The sequence below is a fragment of the Gymnodinialimonas sp. JB5-7 genome (assembly GCF_055693405.1).
The window spans coordinates 96,297-121,596 of the sequence record NZ_JBVFUX010000007.1; the positions used below are offsets into that span (position 1 = coordinate 96,297).

The window sequence follows — 25,300 nt, forward strand, 5'->3', positions numbered from 1 at the left end:
ACTTAGTCGAAAACTCTGTCATCTTGGGACACTTCGACAAGGATGCCGTCGGGGTCTTTGAAGAACAGGTAACGTACTCCAGTTCTGCCAACGCGAGGTTCAGAAGCGACATCAATACTGTTTTTCTCAAGGAAGGTCACTGCTTCTTCAAGGTTATCGACTTTGAACCCAAAGTGTTTGGTGCCGATCACTTTCAGGTCTTGCGATAGGTCCTTTGCACGTTCGGGGAGTGGCGAGTTTTCTGCAAACCAGAAGAGTTCCAAAATTGCGGATCCGAGCCGCAATTGAATTATTCTGAAGCTATCGTCATCATGTCGGTAGTCCGCGACTTTCTCCATCCCAAAGAGCCTCATAGAATGCACAAGATTTGTCGATGTCAGCTACTGACAAGGCTGTGTGATGGTATGAAAACACTATCATATTCTCATTTTTGGTTACCGTGAAAGTATAACAACCAAGCCGAATCCAGGCAACTACATGCAACTCCCCTCAGTGTGTTTAGATAGCTTTGGCTTGCCCTGAATTGCAAGGAGGTCTTGCTCAGATACGCGCAGGCATACAGTCGGAACCACACAGACATGAGAGATGCTTTTTGAGATCACCTCGGGCTCACTTCGTTAGGTCGAGTGTGAGAACGAATCCGCTGTCCAGTTCTGGATGGAAGTGTCACGCTTTGACTGCTAGCCAACGACATTGGCTCGTTGTCCAGTGCGCAGTTTGTCAAGCAGAGACAGGAGAGTTCGGTACGTATCCCGCTCTGGTTCACCATACATCGCAGACGCATCAAAAGCTGAAACCAGACTCGATTCTTGGGGCTGGTTTTGGTTCGGCGGACTTTCTGCGGCCTTACGTAAAACAAGGCTCTTTTCTATGTAACCTTCGGTGAGGCCGAACTTTCATCGTCAGAAGTCTCTTCGGCTTCGGTCGCATCAAATCTACCTTCAGCAACCAGACGTTCAAAAACCCGCTGTGCGATTTCTAGATGTCGTTGGATTCGCTCACCTTCGTTCATGACGGAAGTCTATCAGAACTTTGAAGTCGAGGAGTCACGGCTTCCTAGTGTCCAAGCATTTAACCGGAACCTACTCCGCCGATTGTTGCATTGGATGCGCTTTGATTTTTGTCGTCGTATGGCGCATCGTGATCTCGACAACCAAAGGTCAAATCGATCTCTCCGGTTGTGGAACGCTCTGTGAAGTAGCGACCAATGAGTTGCCACGTCGGTTTCTTGGAAAACTCTAGGATCGACGTGCCGTGATGCATTTTGCTCCGTTCAGACACTCCAGGTCTCGGTTCACTTCGATAGGTGTACACAAGTCGTATGACATGGTCGTTCAGGCTGCGCTCAACCCTGCCTGAAATGGAGTAGCTAGTCATTTCACCAGTTCTGGCGACGCAGAGTTTCCGGTGTTAAGAGAGGCTCTGCTTGATTGCCAGATGCGCTGGAATTGCAGAGATGGTTCTGTGGGTTTTGGGGTCAACCCAGTCTGAAGCCTGATTTCGCCCGACCACGATCCGTTCAAGTTTGGTACCAAAACCAGCCAACCCTGAAACCAAGGTATTTGCCAGCCACGCCAGAGAAAAATGGCCACCATGGCTGTGGTTACGGTCAACGCCGTAGAATAGGCTCGGAAGAGATCAGTGACAGTGCTGAGGTCCTGAAAGCCCAGCAGGCCAACAAGAAAGACCACGAGAGCGAAGAAGCCAATCACGAGCCCTATGAAGACCTTTAGGTTTAGGGCGTCATTCATAAGCCAACTTCGCTCCAGATCGCTGCTATCGCTGCCCTCGCTTCATGTTTGCTCCACGGGTTTCCGCGAAACAAATACTTGAGCTCGCTGACCTCGCCCCATTCATCAGAGGCGACCTGGTCGAGGTGATCGTGCAGAAAGATCAGAGTGGCTCTAAGTGACTGCTCATAGGTCGCATGGGTTAGGTGTTGGTTTGGTACATTCCAAAGCAAACACTCTAACAAGAACCCGGGTACCGGAGAGACCGTCAAATCGTTGATTGACTTAACAATTCGAACCACCCTTTTGTATCGCCTTCCTGTGGCATTGTTTTTGGCTACTCCGTTCTCTTTGTGTTGGTCGGGCCAATTAATCACACGACGATCTTCGTTGTCGGTTCTTAGTTCAACACCCTCTATGTAGGACCCTGAAGAGCTATAGCGGCGGTGCTCAAAAAATGGCGCGACATCGGCCTCAACGTGGTAGGAGGTTGCCTTGATATCGAATGCCTTATTGCCTCGTGTAACAGTACCATCGCGAAAATAGTCGGTTAGCGCTTGACCGACTTCATTCTTGAAAGTCGAAAACAAGTAGTCTGCGGCAGAAAGCCCGAAATCGCCACGCGACAGGCCAGCAGGGTAGCTCGAAAACAGAGATTCATAACAGACCACACCGACATCCACGTCGCTCAAACGCGCAGTATTCGTATTGTTTGCATAGGAACCCTGGGAAAACACCTTGATGTCTCGCCCTGCAAGTTTTGGACTCGCCTTTATTGCATTCCTAATCATTGATTCAGCGTTCGAACAACGTTCCTCCTGGGCCTCAGATGGGGGCTTCGCCCATTCTAGTAATTTGGATTCTAAATCGGCCATGAGTGTTATCTAAATTTAGTGGTGAACTACTTATTTCGATTCACATTATCTCGCTTCGAAAGAGTCCGGGTTATCGCGAACGTACTTTTTGCCATTAATTTTGATCACGTGGGCGCCTGGATGCTTGCCTTGCTCAACTTCCTTTACGGCTTCTGCTCTACGGACGGCCTTTCGTTTGCCGATTTTGTATGTCTCGTTGCGCCCGCCGGGGCCATCGTTGTTTCCAATGATTTTAGTCATATGGCGATTATACTGACTTTCGGCATAAATAGCCATTATGCATGGCAGTGGCTGTAATCATGTTGTACCCGGCAAGCCATCCGGGGTTTGGTTCTTCAGATTGTGCTTCCACTGCGGTACCTTTGGTGGACTACCATCCTTCTTGTTATCCAACAGCTCAAGAAGCGGTTTGATCAACTCTAACTCTGCCCTGATACCGTGACTGGTTCGGTCTTTATATCGCTCTGGGTCACCTTCGGTGAGGGTTGGATCACAATCCGCCCTCACAAGCCAAGAATCCGGCTCCAACACGGGCTTTTTTCCCGCCACCATGCGGTTCGGCCAAACGTTTTCGACAATCATGCGCTTTTCTGCCCGGTCTGCCCGTTCGTAAAGGTATGCAAGGTTATTTTGCAGTTCGGCGAGTTGCCGCTGTTGTGCGCGCAAAACGTCAGGATCGGGCAACTCAACTAACCTTTCTCGCAGGTTGTTCAATCGTAGCAGCAAGCTACCGTTTTTCTGATCGTACGTTTCCACATCGATCTTTTCGTCCAGCAACAAGTCTTGCAATCTGTCCAGTCTGCGCTCGTCATCTTTGATCTGGAGACTCGATACCTGCCCGTGGGTCCGCCAGTTCATTCTCTATGGTCCGATCGACATCCCAACTGCTCGCTTGAGCAGCCGCTTCTGCAGATAGTTCCAGCGCCTTGAGTTCCTCTTTGATACAATACTCTAGCGTGTCCTCGCGGATCGTCTTGGTCGGACAGGTTTTGCGTGTGCATCGGTAGTAAACCCGCCCCTTCTGCCTTTCGGGCACCATTGGGTTGTCGCAATGCGCGCAACGAAACAGCCCCTGATACAGGTGGTTGTGCTGCGTCGTTTTGGGGCCGCATCGGCCAGTTCGGATGTCTTGCACCCGCTGCCGGAGTGGTTGCGGCGATCAGTGGTTCGTGGACGCCCTGGTATGTTTTTCCACTCGATTGGATGTATATCAGGCCGATGTAGAACTTATTGGATAGTATTTTCGAGAGACCGTTGAGCGTCAGCTTTCCGCCGCGTACATTGCGCAACCCGCGCCGCTCCAGTTCATCGAGCAATACAGTGTATGAATACTGGCGAGTGGCATAAAGCTCGAAAGCTTGGCGCACTAGTGGCCCGGTCTTCGGGCAAATGGTTTTGGGTTTGCCTCGTCCATTGTCGAGAGATATCCGATTGGGGCGCGAAACGGGTACAGTCCTTGCTTGAGCCTTCCATTCATCCCCTTGATGCATTCCTCCCGTAGGTTGCGGATGTAGTCAGCGGCGATGACGGCTTGGATATCGGCAGTGAGACGACCGCCTCGGGAGTTGAAATCCAAGCTTTCAGTGGCGACGAAGACCGAAACACCAGCATCCGGCAATTCGCTGAACATCGCCCAGTCACGCAGGTTTCGAGCGGAGCGGTCGATCTTGTGGATGATGACCCCTTGGGCCATGCCCTGCTTTAGTTGCTTGAGCATAGCGGTGAAGACGGGGCGGCCAGACTTGGCCGCTGTTTCCTTCTCTTCAAACCATTTGGTGATGGTGAGGTTGCTACGACTCGCAAAGACCGTGATTGCGTCTTGCTGTGCTTCGAGTGATACACCCTCGCCTTGCTTCTGGGTGGATACTCGAATGTATCCAAAGCACGGTTTCATACGTCGTTATTTGTGTCCTTCGACTCTATCAGATCTTCAGATTTTGGCGAGATCCGGCCACGACCATTTCCCCTCAGCCACAAGGCGCTCGTATACACGCTGGCAAAGCTCGAGATGGCGCTGAATTCGTTCCTCTTCTGTCATACGCAGAGTTTACTTGTCCGCTTAAGGAACTCACGTCGCCGCCGCGTCACCAATGGTGCCCCCGGCGGCAGGGTGTCGAGGGTGAAGGGCTTTCGCGGCTGCCCAGCCACCAGTATCCGCGCGATTGCTCGATAATTGGGTTGGTAGATCATGTCCTGCGCAGCAATGTCAGGGAACTGTTTGCATAGCAGTGTCGTGTCCAACGGACCAACGCGGAATGCGAGCGCGTTGCCCACGTTACCCATGATGGCCGAAAAGACGGCTTCTTCGGATTGGCTGAGATATTGCTGCAGCCAAGGTGACCGCGACGCCGTACTTTCGTATTTCCGATAGGAGGTCAGCGAACGCCTCGGTTGTGAAGCTATGGAATTCATCGACGTATAGCATGAATGGTCGTCGAGATGCCTCGTCCAGCACCTGACGTGAGAAACCAGCATGCATGGTGCTGGCAGGATCAGCCCGCCCAAAACCTTTGCTGTGTCGATGCCGAGCCGCCCTTTTCCGAGATTGACAATCAAGACCTCGCCCCGATCGATGATTTGCCGCAAACGAAGCGGTTTCTGTGGCTCACAGACGGCTCTGCGGACCAATGGATGAGCCAAGAAGGCACCAATCTTGTTTGCAATCGGTGCAACCCCGTCGACCGCATTGGTGTAATTCATGGCGCGGAACTCATCCTGCCAGAAGCTCAGGACTTGTGGATCGGTTGCTTGAGCCAAAACCGAAGTTCGAAAGTCTTTGTCCAGGTACAGACGCAAGATGTCGCGCATGTCAGCATTTGGCGTTTCCAGAAGCGCCAATACTGCATAACGAAGGAGGTGCTCCATGCGCGCGCCCCAGGCATCTGCCCATTGTTTCTTTAGCGCATCAATCAAACCACCTGCGATCAAGGGTCGGACAGCTTGGACCGGCCTTGATGATTGGATTGTATCCAAGCAGACATTTCGGATCGGCGGGATCCCAATAGTGGTGCACCCGCTTCAAGGAGCCGTTCAGTTCTGAGGCGAGATCTCCATGAGGATCAATCAGCATGACGCCGCGCCCTGCGGCGATATCCTGACGGATCAGTGTTTCGATCAAGGTTGTCTTTCCTGTCCCCGTTTGCCCAATCGCAAGAAGATGACGCAAGCGATCATTGAGCGAGATGGCCACGGGGAATTCTCGATAGTGATCCGAGGCCATCCCCAGTGTCGTGAAGGTGTCTGCGACGGACTTCATTCGCGTATTCTGACGGTTTCAGATTTCTCTGGCACGCCGGTCGAAAGTGACGAACTTGCGCATCAAGCCTCCGTGTCATCAATGGGAGCGTCAGCTACTCTGCGTCTGGAACCTGCATTCGCCTTCCGCGGGGTGCGTCGGACATGAAGTCCGGCGGCCACCCATCGGAAGGAGAGTGATATGGGTGATCTTTTGGGAGCGGCGGAAGAGGATGTCGGAACGGTTCCGACATGCTCCTTGTGCCAATCAGAACGCGTTGTCCGTCGCGCCTGGGCGTGCTGGAACCGAGGTTATGGTCTCTGGGAACTCGAGGAGGTCTTTGAGAGCGCCTATTGTCAGGTTTGCGAAGCCGACGTCTCGCTTACTTGGATTGAGAGCAACGCCGCCAAACCCGTCAAACGCATCACGGAACTCAACGATCTGTTTCGGACTGAGGCGCGCGGAAATGGATCAATTGTGATCACTCAAGGCATCGAAGCCTTGGGCCAGGACGCGGTCGTGAAGATCGTGGAGACAGTCAGGACATTCTCGGATTTTCCACCAGAGAGCGATCCCTGGGGAGAGCACGATTTCGGGATGTTCGAGGCGAACGGTGAGAAGATCTATTGGAAGATCGATTGCTACGATTTGGCCAAATCAGCAGGGTCTCCCAATCCGGCCAATCCAGGCCAAACCCATCGCGTTCTGACCATCATGCTTGCCAGCGAGTACTGAGATGACCGCTCAGCCTTCGGGCTGAGCGGCTTTTTTGTAAGGAGAGTCAAATCTGTTCGTCATCACAAATACGTCTCTCCAATGTGCAAGGTTGTGCATCGGTCGGACTAGCATTGCGGTAGCTGGAAGAGCTATCCTGATCTACAGAATGACCGGTACGGTCACGCTGTAATTGCCACCAAGGTCTGGGTTCCGCAGGCCCGGAAGGGGTTCCCCCTTCCGGCGATGGGTTTGTCGGAAAACCCTGACTTTGGTGACATATGGCGCGCAACCGTCCACGAAGGACAAACTGGGGACATTGCGTCTCCTAGAATGACTGTTATGCGGCGCATACCATGATGCGGCATTAGCCAATAACATCATCATAATATGCTCACACAATTTGCCTTGGACCTGCGTCTCGCCCGAAAGGTCGCGGGGCTCAGTCAGGACGACTGCGCGACGCTCATGAACCGCAGCCGCAAATACGTACAACGCCTGGAAAAGGGACGGCGTCATCCGTCGCTCGACGACATCTTGCGCCTTTCCGTCATCTACAACCGGACCTTTGAGTCCTATTTCGCGGAGCGGCTAAAAACGGCACGTGCAACGGTACGGGCAGGTCTGCCGCAGCTTCCCGTCACCATCAGTAATCACGCTGCGTTCCGGCAGCGACGCCATACGCTTGATCGGATCGAACAGAACTTACTGGATGAACCCGCTGCTTATGGCACTTAGGCTGCTTTCGCTTGCCGTGATGAGCGGACGCGTCGGGTACGCGTTTTTCGAAGGAGAGCGGCTCAAGGACTGGGCTGTTTCTCGCAAAGCAGCCAGTTCTGAGGCCGATTTGGCTAACTCTCTCAATGGCTGGCTCGAAGAACTCGCCCCGGATGCCGTGGTGTCAGAGGACCTGACCCCAAAATCCAAGAAGCGCGGCAAGTCTGTGCTGCTTTTGGCGGCGATCCGAAAGGTTTTGGCAAAACGCTCGGTGTTGCACGTCACAATTGTCCGTGAGCGGCATTTCAGAACGAAGTACCTGGAGGCGGAACACCTGATTGGTCGCTTCCCGGCCCTCGCACCTTGGAAACCGGAGCGCCCGCAGTTTTACGACAATGAACCCCACTCTACCGTGATTTTTGAAGCGGTTGTGCTGGCCCTTCAGGTGTTGCGTGCACCAACTCAGCACCTTGCAAAGGCAATGGGATAGGATGAGGCGGTCGGTGTAGACCGCCTCTTTTCCTTTTGTTTGATCAATCGCCGGAATTGGGAAACCATACAGACAAAGCCGATTGTTGCTCTGCGTTCATACCATGCGCCGATTGCGTTTCCGTGGACGCGACAAGCGCTTCTAACTTACCGGCCTTTTCGCGTTTGCTCAGGGTCTTGAAGCTCGCAAGGCTTGGTCGCCCATCGCCCAAGTCCAAGAAGTGCTGCTACAGCGTGTCCAGATGGCTGGACCGCACTCGAGCGAAGAAGTTCTCTGCGGTTGGCGTCCAGTACTGCCGAACATCAAGCTTGATCGCCTTATCAATCAAGTCAGGCATGTCTCGACCAACCGGATCGACCAAAGCCGCCAGCGAGCGGACAAGGCAATCTCGCCGCTTGGCCTTGGACTGCTTGCGGAACCGCTTGAAAGCAGCGACTACATCTCCGTCGCGCTCGGCCTCACGAACCTCCTGCCCGAGTTTCGCGTCGATTTCGTACCCGCTATCCGTAGATGGAATGAACTGAACTGGGTCGCTGCGCAGCGCAAGTGGCCGATGGTAACCCGCACGTCCGGACAACTGAAACGCAAGCAAATCCAGCAGGAGGTCCGGGCGCTCCAGTGCAGCCGATTGCCGTGCACCGCGCTCGACCGCCTCCAAATCTCGAGCCAATGCCGCCGAGATCACACGGCGCTCTTTGGGCGTGACCACGTGCTGTGAAGTCGCCAGCACTCCGGCTTCCGTCGCTGCGGGTTTGTCTTCTGGCCGAACAAACCCTTTGCATGTCTGCAAAACCCCGTCGTGGTCAATGTAGCAGACGAGCCCGGCATGGGCCATCTGAGTATCGGTAAAGGTGCCCTCGGCCTTGGCCTCCAATTCCGACAGCCGCCCCCAGTCTTCGTCATTCAGATCGTCCGTTTCAGCCTGCGCGTGGAGCGTCTCCAACTGGGCTTCTTCCTCCTCGTCCAACACACCCGGTTCCGGATAAAGCCGCGCGCATTTCCGGGCCTCGATTTCATACCAACCCAGATACGGCGCGGTTTCGATATCGCACCAGAGCCAGCCTTCGGACACCCGAGCGGCCTCCGCAGCCTCCGCCAAGAGTTCCTCGAACAGCCGCTGCAGGAGGTCGACATCATGCCAGAAATCGCACTCCGCGAAGAGGTCCGCCGTGATGCGCCCGCCGGCCTCGAAATATGCCGCCTTTCCCACAAAAACCGCACGTCGGTCTCCGCTACTCACGGCTTCCGGCTGCAACATGCTCTTGATCTGGCGCTCACTTGTCGCTTGGCCCCGCACGTGCTCGAGAACCTCCAAGGTCCGCGCCGCGTCATTCGCGACAGTGAAGCACGCCGCCATCCCGAGGGAGATTTCATTGGCACGCAGAGCCGCGAGCACTGGCTTGGCCAGACCCGCCAATGCCAATCGACGGTAGACATGGCGTTCGCTCACGCCGAAGGCCAAGGCGATCTCTGGCACATGCGCGCCCGCGTCTGACAGGGCGCGGTAGTTCTCGATCTCGTCGGCGGGGTGCAACTGTGCGCGGAGGTGGTTTTCTGCAGCGGCCCACTGGCGCGCTATTTCTTCATCGGGCGCGATTTGGACTGGAATCGTTTGGAAACGCGGATCGTCTTGCAGAAGCGCCAAGGCGCGCAGACGTCTGCCACCTGCCACAATGGCGATCGTTCCGTCGTCTTGTCGAAGTCCTGCCAAGTTGTGGATCAGGCCTAGGCTTCGAATATTGTCCGCCAACTTTTCGATACTTGCTTCGTCAATGACGTGACGGGGATTGAGGTCAGACAGGACGCACTGCTCGAACGGCACGGTTTCGATCTGGATTTGGGTGTCTTGTTGGTCTTTCATCTGGGCCTCCCGGCTTTGAGTTGAATGGAGAGGCCCGCCTGATCTGGCTGAAAGGGCCTCGCCCTTTCAAAGCCAGAGCAGGGTGGGCAAAGCCTGCCCTGCGACCCGCGACGCAAGGGTCAACCGGGCCGGGCCTGCAAAGCCTGGGAGGGACCCGCGGACGCGAAAGCGGGCGTGGGAGGAACCGAGGGTTTGCAGCCCGACCGACGCGCAGCGGCGCTTGCCGGTTGAGGCGGGTGAAGCGGGGTGGCACAAGGGTGGTTGAGCGAATTCGGCAATCAGTGAGACGGCGTTCGAGAGCGGGCTGATAGCTCAGGAATTGGCTTCGGGAAAGATCTGATTTCCGGGGGTGTGGGCGGGTTGCGAAAGGATTTGAAGATATTGGCTGGTTTGAGCGAGTTCGGCAGTCCCATGGGGCGAGCGATTGACTTCATTTCTTCATCAGGCCACAGTTCAAAGTGATTGAGGCTCGCGTCGCGCAATTGATGCTTTCGTCTAGAGGAATCATTGTGAACTACACTCACCCCTTGCCTCCGTAGTTTTTTTGGCATTCGACGGGTGAACCCTCTTTTTCGATGCAGAGCAAAAGAACAACGTTCTGTTATACGGAGCTTAGGGGAAAGTTCCAGAAGCATGAATTGGAAGGGCGAGCATCAAGTGTCTCGATACATCAACAAATCGAAGGTTCTTGCACTTCTTCAAACCAACGTGGGATCATGGCGATCAAAGCCAGCGATCCTCGTAAAACAGCGTTGAGAGTACCATGCCAAGTACGAACTGAAGAGTATTTTTTGGTTTTTCACATACGGAGAGAAAAGGCTGTTATGTATGCCGATATTTTCAGTAGGATCTTGAGGCGCAAATTGTCGCATTTGCACGCCTTCTTCGTGTCCCTCCTATTCTTTGCTTTGCCATCGGAAGTTGCGGCGCAAAACCTCGAGGCGCGTACGATAGTCGAATTGAGTCTGTTGCAGGGTATTGTCTCAAGGGACTGCGGTGCGAATATTTATCCGCTTGATGAGACCGTTGAAGTGAGGTTTGGACCTTATGCGCTGAGAGCTCAGTGCGCTTGAGGTTGGGGTCTATCAGAGATCATGTAAGTACTATCGGCTACCCCTGCACCTATTCGTACCAATCGGCGTCTCAAACACAGGTAGGCTCCATATACGGACGCACCGAGCACTATTCGCATGGCCTCTCGATATTGGGAGTGGAATATCCGGCGGTTAGTTTTGACAGAGAGCTTGACGAGCAGTTAATCACGACGATCATCAATGATTGCGAGAATTCACCGAATTCAGAACTGTATTGGAGCGGCGTTTTTTCGGCATTTTGCGCCGACGAGACTCTGGAAAGACTTTCCAGAATGGCCATATTTCAGTTCACTACCGTCGGCGGTGTGGAGGTTTATTTTGGATTAGTTGACGGAGCCGTTTACTACGATGGGGAGCTTTTTCTAGATGGTGAACTTTCTAGATGCAGATGGCGATACGCAGTCCACGATCGTTGGGAGCGCCTTGAGCGTTATCTCTTCCGGGAATTTTTCTTACGACGTCTTGGATCGTAATGGAAATCCAACGCTTTCAGGAATTTCGCTTGAGGTAAACTTACTCTCGTCGTCTGGATTGACATTCTCCAACCCACCAAGAGGTTTGGTTGACCGTACGAACTTTCCTGGACAAATATTCATAAACGACCAGTTCCCTTTTGATCCGCGGGCAACATCAGCGGCGCAAAACTTCGACAACGTGATCGTCACGACTATTCACGAGACATTGCACCACTCCACTGGCATTTTTGATACAGCAAGTGACATACTTAGCGGCATAAATGCGGATATCGCAGTAGATGTTCAACTTCGTCAATTGTTCGGCAATCTCAACCAAAACGAGGTTAACGACATACTGCGTATTGTTGAGGAGGCAGTGGTAATTAGTGCGATTAATACAATCGATATCGTATTAAGTGATTTTGATCGAACTGCTGGCAGCTTCAATTCCATAGAGAGAATTGTTGATGACTATGCGCAATATCTCTCCACTGACCAAAGACTGGCATTGGTTACGCTGCTGACCGAGAACTTCCAAAGTCCTGCTGTCGTTGTCAACGGCGTCAGGTACGGTCAGCTTCCCAATGGGTCCCTTGGCGTCTTTAATCCTACCACGGGAAGACTAGAAGATCTTGGGGGCAGGATCGAGAAGTCTGGAGCAAACGCTCCAGCATCGGGTGCTGAGTTCAAAGCTGCATATAATTGGAAGGCCACTGAGGAGGGCGCCTATGGCAAAGAAACCTCGAAGCCTGACACTTGGAAATTCGCAACTTCAACTTCCAAGGACGACGGCGGCTACACCCACAATCCAAACTCGGATCTCCCCTCCAAAAGGACCAAACCCATCCTCCTCGACCTTGACGGCACCGGCCTCTCGGTCACTGAACTCGACGCCTCAACCGTTTACGTTGATTCAACCAATGACGGCCTGCTGAACCGCACGGCTTGGGCGGGCGCTGGCGACGGCGTTCTGTTCTACGACGCGGACGGCAATGGCCAAATCACCTCCACTCGCGAGTTCGTCTTCACCGAATGGGACCCAACAGCAGCTTCAGACCTCGAAGCGCTGGCCTCGGTGTTCGACACCAACGGCGATGGCAAGCTGACCGCGGCGGATGACGGTTGGGCCAATTTCAAGGTGATGGTGACACAGGCGGATGGCTCGCTGGTTGCACAGACCCTGGACGATCTGAACATCGTTGAGATCGACCTGACCGAGGAATGCCACGCAGATCGAACTGCCCGATGGATCGGTTATCACCGGCACTACAACCTTCACCATCGAGGACCCGAACACACTGGTTCAAACCACGCACACGCTTGGCGAGTTGACCCTGCAATCCGAGGCGATGGGCTACGACGTCGAGCAGGTGGAGACGACCAATGGCACGGGCGATCGCGTGCAAACAACAATGGCCTATGCGGCCGATGGCTCCATCGCCTTCACCATCGAAAGCACGGTCACGCCGGGCGGCGCGCTGACCACCAACCGCTACGACGATGACGGTGATGGCGTTGTGGACCGCGTGCAGACGATCTCCGTAACGCCGGTCACCGGCGGTACCGAGAAGGTCAAGAAGGCTCTACCGCGGCTCGGATATCGCGACGGGCATTCTGCTGGAAGCCACGAAGACGACGATTGTGGAAGTGGCTGGCGTCTCTCGCACGGAAACCATCGAACGGGATTCCGTCGGCGGCGGCTGGTACGATCAGATCGAAGTGCGCGTCACGGATCTGGTGACCGGCGCCCTGACCATCACAATCACCGACAAGGCCCAAGACGGGACAGCACAACGGATCATTGACGAAACCGTCTCCGCGGATGGCCTGACCCGCACAGAAGACTGGGATTTGGATGCGGATGGGACCGTGGAGTTCACGCTGACCCATGTGATCTCGGTGGATCCGGTGACCGGTGTCCGCTCCGAGACCACCACACGCCACAACGCAGATGCCTCTCTGCGCGACACGCGATCAGAGAGTTTCGATTACGATGCGGGCACCGATACGACTACGCGCACAATCGCAACGGATGCCGACGGCGACGGCGCATTTGAGACGACACAGGTCTCAGATATCGTTGTGAACACAGATGGATCGACGACCTCAACGGTCAATACATTCAATCAAAATGGCTCTCTACGTGCGAATGCGACGCATGCGCAGTCCTGCTGATGCGCTGATCAAGAGCGTCGCGCGGGACATTGATGGCGACGGAAGCGCCGACGTGACCGAGACGGATGCCACTGTCATTGCAACGGATGGCAGTCGCACGCAGACCCAGACCATCCAGAATGGCGATGGCTCGCTGCGCTACGCCAGCGAGACCTGGCGCGCCGACAATCTCATTGAGACGACCACCCATGTGGATCTGGACCGCGATGGGGCGTTTGATGCTGACGAGATCCTGAACGACGTCACACTGGATGGTGTGACGGGTGAAGTGACGGCTGTGAGCTATGAGCGGGCGGCTGACGGGCGGATTCTGTCTGAAGAAACCCGTATCTCCTCCTCAGACGGCCTCACAACCAACACCACGCTGGACGCGGACGGGGACGGCGACGTGGATACGCGTGTGTCCGATGTGACGACGGTGGATGGGGCGGGCGTGGCCACGCAAGTGGTGACAGTTCGGAATGGCGACAATTCGCTTCGATCTGAGACCACGACAATCTCCACTGCGGATGGCCTGACCCGGACGATCGAATACGATACGGACGGCGATGGCATTCTGGATCAGGTCGACCAGGAAGTCCGGGTTAACAACCCGGATGGCTCGACCACAACGACGGTCCAGAGCTTTGCAGGCAATGGCACGACCCTGCTCTCGAGCGTGGTCGTGCAGCAAAGCGCAGACCGCCTGCAGACGACCACCACCGAAGATCGCAATGGGGACGGTGCCACGGATTTTGAGACCGTGCGGAATGAGGCCGCCGACGGCTCCGTCACGGTCACAGAGACAGCTTATTTTGAGGACGGATCCATTGCCTCAACGGCCACCTCCACCATCAGCGGCGATGGGCTGACCACAACCACGACGCGTGATGCGGATGGTGACACCATCTCCGAGACGGTCACAGAAGTCTCAACCAGCTACGCGCTGGACGGCTCGACGATCGAGACGACACGCGTCGAGAACGGCGATGGCTCCCTGCAATCCCTGACCGTCCTGACCACCAGCGACGATGGCTTCTCGACGGTTCTGGAAGAGGATTTTGACGGCAACGGCGTCTTTGACCGCCGCACCAACACAACAACCACCTATGCGGCCAATGGCGCGATGGTGACGTTGGCGATTGTGCTGGCGAGTGACGGGACCATTCTCAGCCGGACGGAGACCACTGTCACAGATGATGGCCTCGGCACAAGCGTGGCGACGGATGCTGATGGAGACGGCACGTTTGACCTGACCACCAGCACGACAACGACGCTGATGGCTGATGGCTCGACCGTGGAGGTAACGGAGCTTCGCGATGCGGGCGGAACGCTGCGCAGTCGAACCGAAGTCACAATCAGCGATGACGGACGGCAGGTCACGACTGCTGTCGATATCGATGGCGATGGGTTGGTGGATGAGCAGACAGTGACCATTGTGGCCGATGATGGGTCCGTCACCTCCACCACAACGCAGGCTCGCGCCAGATGGCAGCACGCAAGCGGAAGCCGAGACTTATGCCGACGGGACTGGGCTCTCTAATGAAGAGCGCTTTGACTTGGACGGCGACGGTGTCTTTGACCGGGTGGAAAGCCGCGACGTTGTTTTGAACGCGGATGGCTCGACAACGGTCACAGAAGAAACACGCTCGGCCGATGGGACACTGTCGTACCAAGAAGTGGTCACGACGTCCGATGATGGTCGGCTTGTCACGACCACCACCGATGTCGACGGGGACGGCGTCGTGGACTTCTCGTCGACTGAGACGTCCACGCTGGCCATAAACGGCGTCGAAACCTTTGTCTCCGAGAGCTTCTCGAGTGATGCCAGCCTGATTGCGCGTACAGAGCGTGTGGTGAGTGCTGATGACGACACTGTCACTGAGACAATCGATGCAGACGGCAATGGCGTAGCGGATACAGTCCGCGTCACGCTTGTGGGCGCTGACGGCGTCATCACGGAGACCACAACGCACTACTCGATTGGCGGTGGGCTTGAGGGCATCTGGACCAAAACCACAAGCGGCGATGGCCTTGATATCCGCACGGAATATGACCGCAATGGCGATGGCCGCGTGGAGCCTCTTCAGTCACGATGAAAAGGTGCTGAACGCCGATGGGTCGGTAGACCGGGTCGTGACCTATCGCGACGGGCACTATGTCTCTCTTGGTCGCGAAGAATACTTCACCAGTGCCGATGGGCTCGTCTCGCGCGCCAAGATTGACTTGGATGGCGATGGCCTGTTCGACGTGTCGAATGTGTCGACCACCAGCTATCTCGCGGATGGATCAATTGAGACGGCAACGCAAGCGATTGATGAGAATGGCGCGCTGCTCTCGAGTTCGCTTGCGACGATCAGTGGCAATGGGCTGATTGAGACAATCACGTCGGATCTCGACGGCGATGGCCAGACGGATCGGATCACAACAATCACACGCGGCGCGGAGGGCGGCTATACGCAGATTGTTCAGGACTATGATCCGGGCTTTCAGCATGCCAATAGCACCACTTTGGTGGTGAGCGCAGACGGCCGCACCGAAACCACGACGTTTGATTTTGACGGGGACGGCGCCAACGATCAGGAACTGGTCCAAGTCGTGAATGCGGATCAATCGGTCTCGATGGTCTACTCTGACCTCTCCGGCAGCAATCCCGATGCGATCATTCAAAGCACAACCAGTGCCAACGGACTGTCCACGGTTGCGACCTTTGATCTCGACGGTGATGGCACGGCGGAGTTCACCCGTGCGGTTGCAACGTCCTTCGCGGCGGACGGCACGCAAATCACCACGCTCACGGAAACCGGCCCAACCGGCGGCACGATCTATGAGCAAGTGAGCAGCGTTGCCGCAGACGGGCTGACCACAACGACAACCTACGATGTGGATGGCGATGGCACGATCGACGGCGCGCAGGTCGAGGACATTGTCATCAACGCCGACGGCAGCACGACTGAGACTATCCGCTCGACCTATGCCGATGGCTCATTGCGTGCGGAAACCATTATTGAGACCAGTGCGGATGGGCGCCGCACGGAGACGCGTTCTGACTATGATGGGAACGGAAGCGCGGACCACAAGTCTCTTGTTGAAATTGGCTCCGATGGCGAGCGAATTGAGACAGTCACAAGCTTTAATGAAGCCGGCGCTGAGAACAGCACGTTTGTCACCACCCAAACGGCCGACGGATTGACAGTCGAAACCCTGCGCAGCGCCTTTCTTGAGACCACAGAATATTCGCCAACCGGATCAGGTAGTTACACTTGGAGTTATGCGTCCACGACCACCCAATTTCGGCAAACGTCAACCCATGAGATCGGCGCGGACGGCATTGAGACCTGGACGTACACGGAGATTAACACCGGCGGAACAGTCGTTGCGTCCCATGAGGTGCGCCTGGATGAGGCGGCCAAGGGTCAGATCTTCACCGAGGCGGCGCGCATCTACGATACGGTGCTCGACCGCAATCCGGACTCGACTGAATATGAGACCCTTATCGAGTACATCGCAGATGGCACCTTGGACAAAGCTGCTCTCGCCGATGACTTGCGCACTAGCGATGAGTTCGACACCCGCTATGGCACTCAGACCGACGCGGAATACATCACGCAACTGTTCCTGAACAGCTATGGTCGGCCGCCAAGCATGGTGGAGCCCGGCCTCAAACCTGGCCTCTTTGAACAGTGATCCTGATCCTTGGACCGGCGCGATGCACCCGCTTGACCGCACCGGTCTGGCGGTCGAGCTGGCTGGGTCTGCCGAACATGTTCTGACGGGCAACAAGCATCTTTCGACGAACAACTTCGACGTGATCATGAACCCAGCGCAATTCGAGCGGTTCCTGGATGAGGCCTATGTCGAGGGCATCGTGAAGAGCCTTGTGGATGTGGTCTATGACCGTGATCCGAGCGCTCAGGAGCTTGCCTATCTCTCCGAGCAATTGTTGGAAGGAACAGCGAACCCAGAGGATCTTGTGGCGGAACTCCTGACCGGCAATGGTCATGGCGCGGGCCAGGCGCACAACTCTCTGGCCGGTCTCACCGGCACAGCATTAGTCACGCAGGCCTATCAAAATGCCGTGGGGCGCGATCCGAACGCGCAGGAGCTTCAGGTCTGGGGCGGGCTCTTGGCATCGGGTGACATCACGCAGGCACAGTTCTTGGCCTCGCTGGCCCAAAGCCCGGAACATTTGGAAACCAGCAACGCCCATCAAGCGACACAATCCGAGCCCGTCAATCAAGTGCTTGGAGACGCGGATACGCTGAACCCGAATGATACGCTTTCCGGGTCTGCTGGAATTGACGTTTTCGACGGCGGCGCTGGCACGGACTTGCTTTCGGGCTTGGCAGGATCAGACACGTATCTTTGGTCGAAGGGTGACGGCAACGACACCATCGACGAAGGGGCCACAGGAAGCCTTGAGAGCGACACGCTGGTGCTTTCAGATGTTCTCTCCAGCGACGTGGAGCTAAGCCGCGACCAGGGCTCGCGAGATCTGCGCGTGACGATTGTGAGCACCGGCGAAATGATCACGATCACGGACCATTTCCATGACACCTACGTGACAGAAGGCATTGAGCGGATTGTGTTCAGTGACGGTGAAGAATGGGACACGCGGCAAATTGCTGAGAGCATCACCCTGGCTGCGACCAGTGGCAACGATGCGCTGACCGGCACGAACACCTATGGCGATGTATTGCCTGGTCTTGATGGCGACGACACCCTGTCTGGCCTAGATGGGGACGATACGCTTGAGGGCGGCTTGGGTGACGACTCCGTCGATGGGGGCGATGGGTCTGACATCTTCCTGTGGCACCAAGGAGACGGCAACGACACGATCTTCAACCAATATGCTTACACCGAGGAGGATCGAGATCGACCTGATTCTGGTTGATGTCATGTCGTCGGAGGTTAGCCTGTCGCGGCCCTCCGGAAATGCAGATCTTGTCATAGATATCCTGCCGACAGGCGAACAAATCGTCCTTGATGATTATCGCTACTACACCAGGCTCCTACTGGGAGACCTATTGGAACAACAACACCGGTAATTGGGAGCAACGCTGGGTTTCAACCGCAAATCACTCGTTCGGCGAGAATTTCTCGATTGAGTTTTCCGACGGTGAAATCTGGTCACCTCAAGACATTGCGGCGTTCAGGAGCGTTTCTGGCGGTATCGGCAACGATCTTGTGCAGGGATCACACGAGCAAGACGACAATCTTCTCCGGCTTGGTATCGGCAATGACACGCTCTATGGTTACAACGGCAACGACACGCTTGTCGGCGGCAGCGGAAATGACCTGCTATCCGGCCAAGCTGGCAATGACGTTTATCGATGGTCGAAAAATGACGGCAACGATGTTGTACGAGATGGCTCAACTTCTATCGGTGAAACTGACGTCTTGGAATTGGTCAATGTTGGATCTTCGGATGTAACCCTCGCCCGCGCACATGGCAGCTACCACCTAACGATCACAATCGTTTCGACCGGCGAGATCATCACTGTCGAAAACCAATTCCACAACTCCGGGCAAGGACGGGGTGTCGAGATCATCGAGTTCGGCGACGGCGTGCGCTGGACGATGGAGGACGTTGTCGACATGACGTCGATGACCGGTACTGCCGGAAACGACAACCTTTCCGGCGCGGGTCAGTTCGACCAAAACTACTTTGGTCTTGAGGGCAACGACACGATCACCGGACAAAACGGGAATGACTTGCTGGTTGGTGGTCTCGGCACTGACTTGCTTCCAAGGTGGCCACGGTAGTGACTTGTACCTTTGGTCGCGCGGCGAAGGTGCAGACACCGTCAATGACGGCGGCACAGCAGCGCTTGAGGTCGACGGGCTGGACTTCAACGACGTGGCGTCAACGGATGTCGATCTCACGCAGTCCGGCAGCAATATGATTGTAACCGTGCTGGGAGCGAATGGAGCGCCGATTACGGTGCAAAATCAGTTCTACAGTCTGCAAAACGGGCAAACCAATAGTGGCATCCACCACACGTACGGCATCGAATTCCTGACCTTTAGCGATGGTGTTACTGTTGAGGTGCTCGCCAATGACATCGCCCAGACCCTTGTGACCGGGACGTCCGTGGCTGAGAACCTCGCAGGCTGGGGTTTCCACGATCACATACTGGGTCTGGAAGGCAATGACACGCTTCAAGGCAATGGCGGCAACGATACGATTGATGGCGGAGACGGAAACGACCTACTCCGCGGTGGTCATGGAGCAGACACCTACATTTGGCGCAAAGGCGACGGCCACGACACAATTCATGAGGCGTACGGAACCAATGGACCGCAAGCGACGGATTTGGACCGTTTAGAACTAGTCGATGTGAACTCTGATGATGTTCAACTCACACGCGCTAATGGCTCGCAACATCTTACAATCACAATTCTCAGCACCGGCGAAACCATCACTGATAACTACCAATTCCATGACAGCTATCCAGGCCGAAGGAATTGAGGTGATCCAATTCGCGAATGGCGCGGTTTGGGACCTTCAAGATATTCTTGCGAACACTCGTGTTGAGGGTGGTCCTGGCAACGACAACCTGGCCGGAACCAATGGGTTTCAAGACAATCTGTTTGGCTATGATGGCAACGACACGCTTCGTGGGTACAACGGCAATGATGTGTTGGACGGCGGAATGGGGGCAGACCGTCTAGATGGCGGCAATGGGAACGACACCTATCTGTGGCGCACAGGTGACGGCAACGACACGATTGATCACGGCGGCGCGTCCCTGGCTGAGGCCGACATTCTGCGCCTGTTGGACGTTGGGTCCGACGGCGTCGAACTGACCCGCGCTCAAGGCAGCCATATGTTGACGCTGACAATCCTTGCAACAAGTGAGGTCATTACGGTCAGCCATCAGTTCTACAACGTGAACAACGGCTATGGCATTCAAGGCATCGAATTTGCCGACGGTGTGACCTGGTCGTTGGCTGACATTGTGGACAACACCACGGTTGTTGGCACAGCCCGGCAATGACAATCTCTCCGGCTACGGTCACTTCGCGCAGCACTATTTGGGCTATGCTGGCAATGACACAGTCAATGGACAAAATGGTGATGATACAATCGACGCTGGCACTGGCAATGACTACGCCAATGGTGGCCATGGCGAAGACCGCTACCTTTGGCGCAAGGGGGATGGCAACGACACGATCCTCGACGGAGGCACCTCTACGACGGAAGTTGACACGCTCGAACTCTTAGATGTTGCGTCCGATGACGTGATGCTCTGCCGTGCGCAAGGGTCGATCCACATCACAATCACAATTGTTAGCACTGGAGAGGTGCTCACCTCACAGTACCAGTTCCGCGACGCCTATCCTGGCCAGGGATTGGAACGGATTGTCTTTGCGGATGGCGTGACCTGGTCGCATGCGGATATTCAAGAGCACACACATGTAACCGGCGGCGCTGGAAACGACTACCTCACGGGAACAAATCAATTCACCGACCATCTCATCGGCCTGGAGGGAAATGATCATCTGCGTGGCCATAACGGCAACGACATCATTGATGGTGGTCTTGGGGATGATCTTCTCAAAGGTGAGAATGGCAACGACACCTACATTTGGCGTGTCGGTGACGGCAGCGACACCATCACGGATGGCGGCGCTTCACTTGTTGAGGTGGATGTCCTGCGATTGGACGGTGTGTCCACCTCTGATGTGCCCCTCACAAGAGCATCTGGCTCCAACAACTTGATCATCTCAATCGGAGATCCAGCGGAGGCAATCACGGTCACCAATCACTTCTATCATGCCTCCTACGGGTATGGCATCGAAGCCATTTTGTTCGATGATGGCACGGTCTGGGATGCCGGCGAGATTGAGGCGCTTACCCGTGTTCAGGGCACCTCCAACGCTGAGAACCTCTACGGCCTGAATCATGTCCAAGACCATATTGTTGGGGACGCGGGCAACGATACGCTCCACGGAAATGATGATGATGACATTCTCGAGGGAGGCGTCGGCGCCGATGTCTTGAATGGCGGCAATGGCCGTGATGCGGCAAGCTATGCTTTGGCAACGGCAGGTGTGACCGTCGATCTGAACAACGCGGCGAACAACACCGGCGATGCGGCTGGCGACACGTTCAACTCTATTGAGAATGTGATCGGCGGCGCCTTCGACGACCTGATCACCGGTTCCTCAGAGGCCAATATCCTCCTCGGCGGGGCCGGTAATGATACGCTTGACGGAGGCGCCGGATCGGACACACTAGATGGCGGAGCGGGCAACGATCTGCTCACTGGCGGGGACACGCTCTTTGCCGATGAATTCAGATTTGAAGGTGATTTCGGCAATGACACCATCACTGATTTTGACCAATCCGATCCGTTGGAGCGCATCCGTCTGATCGATGTGGCCGGGATCGATGATTTCACCGACCTCATTGCCAACCACATCGCGGTTGTCGGCAATGACGCGATCATCACTGATGATTCAGGGAATTCGATCACTATTCAAAACGTCGACCCGTTGACGCTCACGGCGGACGATTTCCTGATCGATGCGAACACGCAATCAGCCGGCGGCGTGGCAATCGTGGGAACTGCAGCGAACGAAGTGCTCATCGGCACAGCGGGCAGTGACACGATCAACGGAATTTGGTGGCAACGACAGCATCATGGGGGATCTTGGCGCGGATACGCTCCTGGGTGGTGCTGGAAACGATACGCTGATCGGCGACGGATCCGACCTCCTAGAGGGAGGCGACGGCGATGATCGCTACGAGCTCGTCGGTCGGCGATATCGTGCACGATAGCAGTGGCGGTCAGGACTCAGTCTTCTTCACGCGCGACAATACTGAGATCATCGATCTGACCGGCTTCACGGGGGTGGAATCTGTCTATGCCAGCCATCTAAGCGCAGACCAAATCGACGCGTCCTCGATTGCCGATGATATCAGGATCTACGGTCGCGATGGCGATGATACGATCATCGGAGGAAGCGGCAACGACACAATCAACGGGCAGAACGACGATGACAGTCTGTTCGGTGGCGCCGGGGACGATCGCATTTGGGGCTCGTCTGGCAACGATACGATTGATGTTGGTGCGGGGGCTGGTGGCTGGCAATACGCGTATGGCGGCTCCGGGGATGATACCTATCACTACCAGAAGGACTCCGGAAAGCTGTTCGTCCATACGCAGTATGAAGGTGTCGGAGATGGGACTGCCGATCGTATCGTATTCGATGATCTGATGTTGAGCGACTTCACCTTCTCCACAACAACATATTCCAACCCCGACATCGGCATAGCGAAGCGGTTTATGGTGGGACGATGGGATGGATTCGGGTGAAGTCCGGATCGGATTAGAAGCCACCACCATTGAGAGCTTCGAATTCGCAGATGGATCCGTCTACACTTGGGACGATCTGTTTGGGCCATGATTTGAGGAACGGCATTTGAACCAACCGAGACTTGGTGGGGCTGACGAACTTGCCGCGTTCCGCCGTAGTAACGCATGGCTTTTGTGGTCGGTCTTGCTCTTCAGCTTGTTTGTAAACGTGCTGATGCTCACCGGTCCGCTGTACATGCTACAGGTTTACGAACGTGTCCTGGGTTCTGGCAGCGAAGAGACGCTTCTGGCTTTGACCATGCTGGTCGGTTTCCTGTTTGTCATGATGGGCCTGTTGGACTTCGCGCGCGCCCGTGTGGCAGCGCGGTATGGCGCAAAGTTGCAGGAGGCGTTTGACGCGCGGGTGTTCCGGGCGGCCCTGGCGCAGGCGCAACGGACAGGACGCGCCCAGACGGCTCTCTCAGACTTGGCCGCTGTGCAGCGCCTGACGTCATCGCCTGTTTTCATGGCCGTCTTTGATCTGCCGTTCACGCCACTTTTCATCGCAGTGATCTTTATTTTCCACGCATGGCTTGGCTGGTTGGCACTGGGTGGTGCGGCGGTCCTGATCGTTGTGACGATCCTCAACCGCCAAACAACGGCAAAACCGCTGGGTGAGGCGTCGGAGACTGGGCGCGTCGCGGATCGAATGGCCGGTGAGATGCAATCCCAGTCCGAAGTTATCCGGTCTCTCGGCATGCAGAAAGCGGCCTTCGCGCGTTGGCATAGCCAGCGCAGACAAGCACTCAACGTGTCAATGCGCGCGGCTGATAGGGTTGGTAGTTTTTCGACTCTTTCGAAAACGCTTCGGTTGTTCCTGCAGTCCGCAATCCTTGGCTTGGCCGCACTACTTGTATTGAGGGGAGAGTTGCGGGCTGGAGCTATGATCGCGGGATCCATCCTGATGGGCAGAGCCCTTGCGCCCATCGACCTTGCAATTGGCCAATGGTCCATGATCGCGGAAGCGGCGCGTGGCTGGGGACGGCTGAGCAAACTGCTCACGGATGAACCTGAGCCTGCGCCTCGGCTTGATCTTCCGCGACCGGCGGCAGCCCTGGAAGTGGCTGCTCTGTCAGTTGTGCCGCCGGGTGCGACAGTTCCCACTCTTCGTGGAGTGACTTTCCGGGTCGAGCCAGGTGAAGCTGTGGGCGTGATCGGCCCCTCCGGCTCCGGCAAATCCAGCCTCGCCCGCGCAATTACCGGTCTGTGGCAGCCATCTGGCGGGTCCGTACGCCTCGACCGTGCGACACTGGACCAATATGATCCGGACCGACTGGGAAAGCTGATCGGTTATCTGCCGCAAAGCGTGACGCTGTTCGACGGGACAATCGCCGAGAATATCGCGCGGCTCGATCCTGCGCCTGATGCGGAGGCGGTCTCGAAGGCCGCTGTAGCAGCGGATGCGGATACAATGATCCGGGCTCTGCCGGATGGATATGAGACGCAAGTCTCAGGTATCGGTCCGATGCTGTCGGGTGGACAAGTGCAACGTGTTGGGCTGGCCCGGGCGCTTTATGGGGATCCGGTTTGCTGGTGTTGGATGAGCCCAACTCGGCCCTCGATCATGCTGGGTCAGAGGCGCTGAACAATGCGGTTCAGGGCATGAAGGAGCGTGGTCTTGGCGTTATCATCATGGCGCACCGACCCAATGCAATCCAGCAATGTGACAAGCTGCTGGTATTGCGCGACGGGATGGCCCAAGCCTTCGGTCTGCGCGATGAAGTCCTTGCGCGGGTGTTGAAGAACCCAGCCGATGTGCGTTTGGTAGCCGACAATCCCAGCAAGGAGGTCTGTCATGAAAAAGGACGAAGCAAGCTGGTCCGTCGCCGGGCCGATGAAACTGGGGCTACTGTCTTTGTTTGTGCTTGTTGGCGGGTTCGGAACCTGGGCGGTTAGCACAACGTTGTCCGGCGCCGTCGTGGTTTCAGGCCAAGTGGAGGTGGACCGCAATGGGCAGGCGATTCAGCATCCTGATGGCGGTGTGGTCGCAGAGTTATTGGTGGATGAAGGTGACCGCGTTGGCTCCATGCAAGTCCTCATGCGACTTGACCCATCGGAACTTCAGACTGAATTGGCCGTCGTGCGCACCAATCTGGCTGAGGTGCAGGCCCGTCGCGCGCGCCTGGAAGCTGAGCGCGATGGCAGTGACACGGTGACGTTTGCGCCGGATCTGGATGCAGTCGCCGAAACGGATCCTGAGATTGCAGACCTGGTGGCTGGCCAGCAAAATCTCTTTGATGCCAGGGCAGAAACCGCCGCACGCGAGATGGAACAGCTTCAGGGCCGCATCACTCAAATCAATGCGCAGGTGCAGGCTCTGCAAGCGCAGCAGGAAGCTTTGGCCGGCCAGGTCGCTTTGGTCGAAGAGGAGGCCGGCTCGAAGGCAAGCGCTTTTGGACAGCGGCTCAGGCACGCGAGAACCGGTGGTGCGGCTGCAGCAGGAACTCGTGCAGCTACAGGGGTCGGCGGGCGAAGTGGCCGCAGGTCAGGCAGAAGCCGGAGAGCGGATCATCGAAAGCGAGCTTGCTATCCTGCAGCTTCAAACCGAGCGTCGAGAACAGGCAATTACAGAGCTGCGCGAAATCCGCGTCAATGAACAAGAACTGACCG

At 55.9% G+C, this 25,300-nt stretch carries 26 protein-coding genes and 3 pseudogenes; 18 read left to right on the plus strand and 11 right to left on the minus strand.

Annotation, left to right across the window (positions count from 1 at the left end):
- Positions 1-2: 2 nt before the first annotated feature.
- Positions 3-338, minus strand: coding sequence for a VOC family protein (locus ACZ1HK_RS06795; RefSeq protein WP_472628059.1), 336 nt, complete (start codon positions 336-338; stop codon positions 3-5).
- 733 nt (positions 339-1,071) lie between these two features.
- On the minus strand, positions 1,072-1,377 hold the full coding sequence (locus tag ACZ1HK_RS06800; RefSeq protein ID WP_472628060.1) for a Cap15 family cyclic dinucleotide receptor domain-containing protein: 306 nt from the start codon (positions 1,375-1,377) through the stop codon (positions 1,072-1,074).
- A 53-nt stretch (positions 1,378-1,430) separates the two neighbouring features.
- Between ACZ1HK_RS06800 and ACZ1HK_RS06805 the strand changes: the two genes are divergently transcribed.
- The gene (locus ACZ1HK_RS06805) at positions 1,431-1,733 is read left to right on the plus strand and encodes a hypothetical protein (protein WP_472628061.1); all 303 of its coding nucleotides are present in this window, start codon (positions 1,431-1,433) and stop codon (positions 1,731-1,733) included.
- Between the two features lie 14 nt (positions 1,734-1,747).
- On the opposite strand, the gene ACZ1HK_RS06810 is transcribed toward ACZ1HK_RS06805, so the two are convergent.
- From ACZ1HK_RS06810 to ACZ1HK_RS06845, 8 genes and pseudogenes are all read right to left on the minus strand, one after another.
- Entirely contained in the window at positions 1,748-2,605 is an 858-nt protein-coding gene (locus tag ACZ1HK_RS06810) for a nucleotidyltransferase domain-containing protein (protein WP_472628062.1), read from the minus strand.
- A 45-nt stretch (positions 2,606-2,650) separates the two neighbouring features.
- Positions 2,651-2,881 (minus strand): hypothetical protein, encoded by a 231-nt coding sequence (locus ACZ1HK_RS06815; RefSeq protein ID WP_472628063.1) that lies wholly within the window; start codon positions 2,879-2,881, stop codon positions 2,651-2,653.
- Between the two features lie 21 nt (positions 2,882-2,902).
- Positions 2,903-3,463 carry a hypothetical protein gene (locus ACZ1HK_RS06820; protein ID WP_472628064.1) on the minus strand — a complete coding sequence of 187 codons (561 nt, stop codon included), beginning with the start codon at positions 3,461-3,463 and terminating at the stop codon, positions 2,903-2,905.
- A complete protein-coding gene (locus ACZ1HK_RS06825) occupies positions 3,414-3,740 on the minus strand; it encodes a recombinase zinc ribbon domain-containing protein (protein WP_472628110.1) in 327 nt (108 codons plus the stop codon). The genes ACZ1HK_RS06820 and ACZ1HK_RS06825 overlap by 50 nt, the downstream gene beginning before the upstream one ends.
- Before the next feature lie 82 nt (positions 3,741-3,822).
- A pseudogene (locus ACZ1HK_RS06830) lies at positions 3,823-3,972 on the minus strand (recombinase family protein); the annotation flags it as partial.
- Positions 3,972-4,499 carry a recombinase family protein gene (locus ACZ1HK_RS06835; RefSeq protein ID WP_472628065.1) on the minus strand — a complete coding sequence of 176 codons (528 nt, stop codon included), beginning with the start codon at positions 4,497-4,499 and terminating at the stop codon, positions 3,972-3,974. The gene ACZ1HK_RS06835 and the pseudogene ACZ1HK_RS06830, both read right to left, overlap by 1 nt.
- 140 nt (positions 4,500-4,639) lie before the next feature.
- On the minus strand, positions 4,640-5,533 hold the full coding sequence (locus ACZ1HK_RS06840; protein ID WP_472628066.1) for a type IV secretory system conjugative DNA transfer family protein: 894 nt from the start codon (positions 5,531-5,533) through the stop codon (positions 4,640-4,642).
- Positions 5,511-5,861, minus strand: a complete 351-nt coding sequence (locus ACZ1HK_RS06845) for a helicase HerA-like domain-containing protein (RefSeq protein WP_472628067.1) — start codon at positions 5,859-5,861, stop codon at positions 5,511-5,513. The genes ACZ1HK_RS06840 and ACZ1HK_RS06845 overlap by 23 nt, the downstream gene beginning before the upstream one ends.
- 180 nt (positions 5,862-6,041) lie before the next feature.
- On the opposite strand from ACZ1HK_RS06845, the gene ACZ1HK_RS06850 reads away from it, so the two are divergent.
- The 3 genes from ACZ1HK_RS06850 (at position 6,042) to ACZ1HK_RS06860 (ending at position 7,761) form a co-directional block, all read left to right on the plus strand.
- Positions 6,042-6,575: a DUF3768 domain-containing protein gene (locus ACZ1HK_RS06850; RefSeq protein WP_472628068.1), complete on the plus strand. Its 534-nt coding sequence runs from the start codon at positions 6,042-6,044 to the stop codon at positions 6,573-6,575.
- A gap of 387 nt (positions 6,576-6,962) precedes the next feature.
- Positions 6,963-7,292: a helix-turn-helix transcriptional regulator gene (locus ACZ1HK_RS06855; protein WP_472628069.1), complete on the plus strand. Its 330-nt coding sequence runs from the start codon at positions 6,963-6,965 to the stop codon at positions 7,290-7,292.
- Positions 7,267-7,761: a hypothetical protein gene (locus tag ACZ1HK_RS06860; protein WP_472628070.1), complete on the plus strand. Its 495-nt coding sequence runs from the start codon at positions 7,267-7,269 to the stop codon at positions 7,759-7,761. Before ACZ1HK_RS06855 ends, ACZ1HK_RS06860 begins: the two co-directional genes overlap by 26 nt.
- Before the next feature lie 226 nt (positions 7,762-7,987).
- On the opposite strand, the gene ACZ1HK_RS06865 is transcribed toward ACZ1HK_RS06860, so the two are convergent.
- Positions 7,988-9,622 (minus strand): ParB/RepB/Spo0J family partition protein, encoded by a 1,635-nt coding sequence (locus ACZ1HK_RS06865; RefSeq protein WP_472628071.1) that lies wholly within the window; start codon positions 9,620-9,622, stop codon positions 7,988-7,990.
- A gap of 1,460 nt (positions 9,623-11,082) precedes the next feature.
- Between ACZ1HK_RS06865 and ACZ1HK_RS06870 the strand changes: the two genes are divergently transcribed.
- The 14 genes and pseudogenes from ACZ1HK_RS06870 to ACZ1HK_RS06935 all read left to right on the plus strand — a co-directional run bounded on the left by ACZ1HK_RS06870 (position 11,083) and on the right by ACZ1HK_RS06935 (position 25,286).
- Complete coding sequence (locus tag ACZ1HK_RS06870; protein ID WP_472628072.1) at positions 11,083-12,675, plus strand: EF-hand domain-containing protein; 1,593 nt, start codon at positions 11,083-11,085, stop codon at positions 12,673-12,675.
- A gap of 137 nt (positions 12,676-12,812) precedes the next feature.
- Entirely contained in the window at positions 12,813-13,346 is a 534-nt protein-coding gene (locus ACZ1HK_RS06875; protein WP_472628073.1) for a hypothetical protein, read from the plus strand.
- Positions 13,330-14,868: a hypothetical protein gene (locus tag ACZ1HK_RS06880; protein ID WP_472628074.1), complete on the plus strand. Its 1,539-nt coding sequence runs from the start codon at positions 13,330-13,332 to the stop codon at positions 14,866-14,868. Before ACZ1HK_RS06875 ends, ACZ1HK_RS06880 begins: the two co-directional genes overlap by 17 nt.
- 16 nt (positions 14,869-14,884) lie before the next feature.
- Positions 14,885-15,424 carry a hypothetical protein gene (locus ACZ1HK_RS06885; RefSeq protein WP_472628075.1) on the plus strand — a complete coding sequence of 180 codons (540 nt, stop codon included), beginning with the start codon at positions 14,885-14,887 and terminating at the stop codon, positions 15,422-15,424.
- Positions 15,354-17,012 (plus strand): FG-GAP repeat domain-containing protein, encoded by a 1,659-nt coding sequence (locus ACZ1HK_RS06890; protein ID WP_472628076.1) that lies wholly within the window; start codon positions 15,354-15,356, stop codon positions 17,010-17,012. The genes ACZ1HK_RS06885 and ACZ1HK_RS06890 overlap by 71 nt, the downstream gene beginning before the upstream one ends.
- A gap of 22 nt (positions 17,013-17,034) precedes the next feature.
- Positions 17,035-18,219 (plus strand): DUF4214 domain-containing protein, encoded by a 1,185-nt coding sequence (locus tag ACZ1HK_RS06895; protein ID WP_472628077.1) that lies wholly within the window; start codon positions 17,035-17,037, stop codon positions 18,217-18,219.
- 92 nt (positions 18,220-18,311) lie between these two features.
- Positions 18,312-19,091 (plus strand): calcium-binding protein, encoded by a 780-nt coding sequence (locus ACZ1HK_RS06900; protein ID WP_472628111.1) that lies wholly within the window; start codon positions 18,312-18,314, stop codon positions 19,089-19,091.
- Between the two features lie 4 nt (positions 19,092-19,095).
- Positions 19,096-19,797 (plus strand): calcium-binding protein, encoded by a 702-nt coding sequence (locus ACZ1HK_RS06905; RefSeq protein WP_472628078.1) that lies wholly within the window; start codon positions 19,096-19,098, stop codon positions 19,795-19,797.
- Between the two features lies 1 nt (position 19,798).
- Positions 19,799-20,326 (plus strand): calcium-binding protein, encoded by a 528-nt coding sequence (locus ACZ1HK_RS06910; RefSeq protein WP_472628079.1) that lies wholly within the window; start codon positions 19,799-19,801, stop codon positions 20,324-20,326.
- A gap of 37 nt (positions 20,327-20,363) precedes the next feature.
- Positions 20,364-21,566: pseudogene (locus ACZ1HK_RS06915) on the plus strand (calcium-binding protein); the annotation flags it as partial.
- Between the two features lie 409 nt (positions 21,567-21,975).
- Complete coding sequence (locus ACZ1HK_RS06920) at positions 21,976-22,113, plus strand: hypothetical protein (protein WP_472628080.1); 138 nt, start codon at positions 21,976-21,978, stop codon at positions 22,111-22,113.
- A complete protein-coding gene (locus ACZ1HK_RS06925) occupies positions 22,070-22,651 on the plus strand; it encodes a calcium-binding protein (RefSeq protein WP_472628081.1) in 582 nt (193 codons plus the stop codon). Before ACZ1HK_RS06920 ends, ACZ1HK_RS06925 begins: the two co-directional genes overlap by 44 nt.
- Before the next feature lie 196 nt (positions 22,652-22,847).
- Positions 22,848-24,448 (plus strand): annotated as a pseudogene (locus ACZ1HK_RS06930) (type I secretion system permease/ATPase); the annotation flags it as partial.
- 280 nt (positions 24,449-24,728) lie between these two features.
- Complete coding sequence (locus tag ACZ1HK_RS06935; protein ID WP_472628112.1) at positions 24,729-25,286, plus strand: hypothetical protein; 558 nt, start codon at positions 24,729-24,731, stop codon at positions 25,284-25,286.
- Positions 25,287-25,300 lie beyond the last annotated feature (14 nt).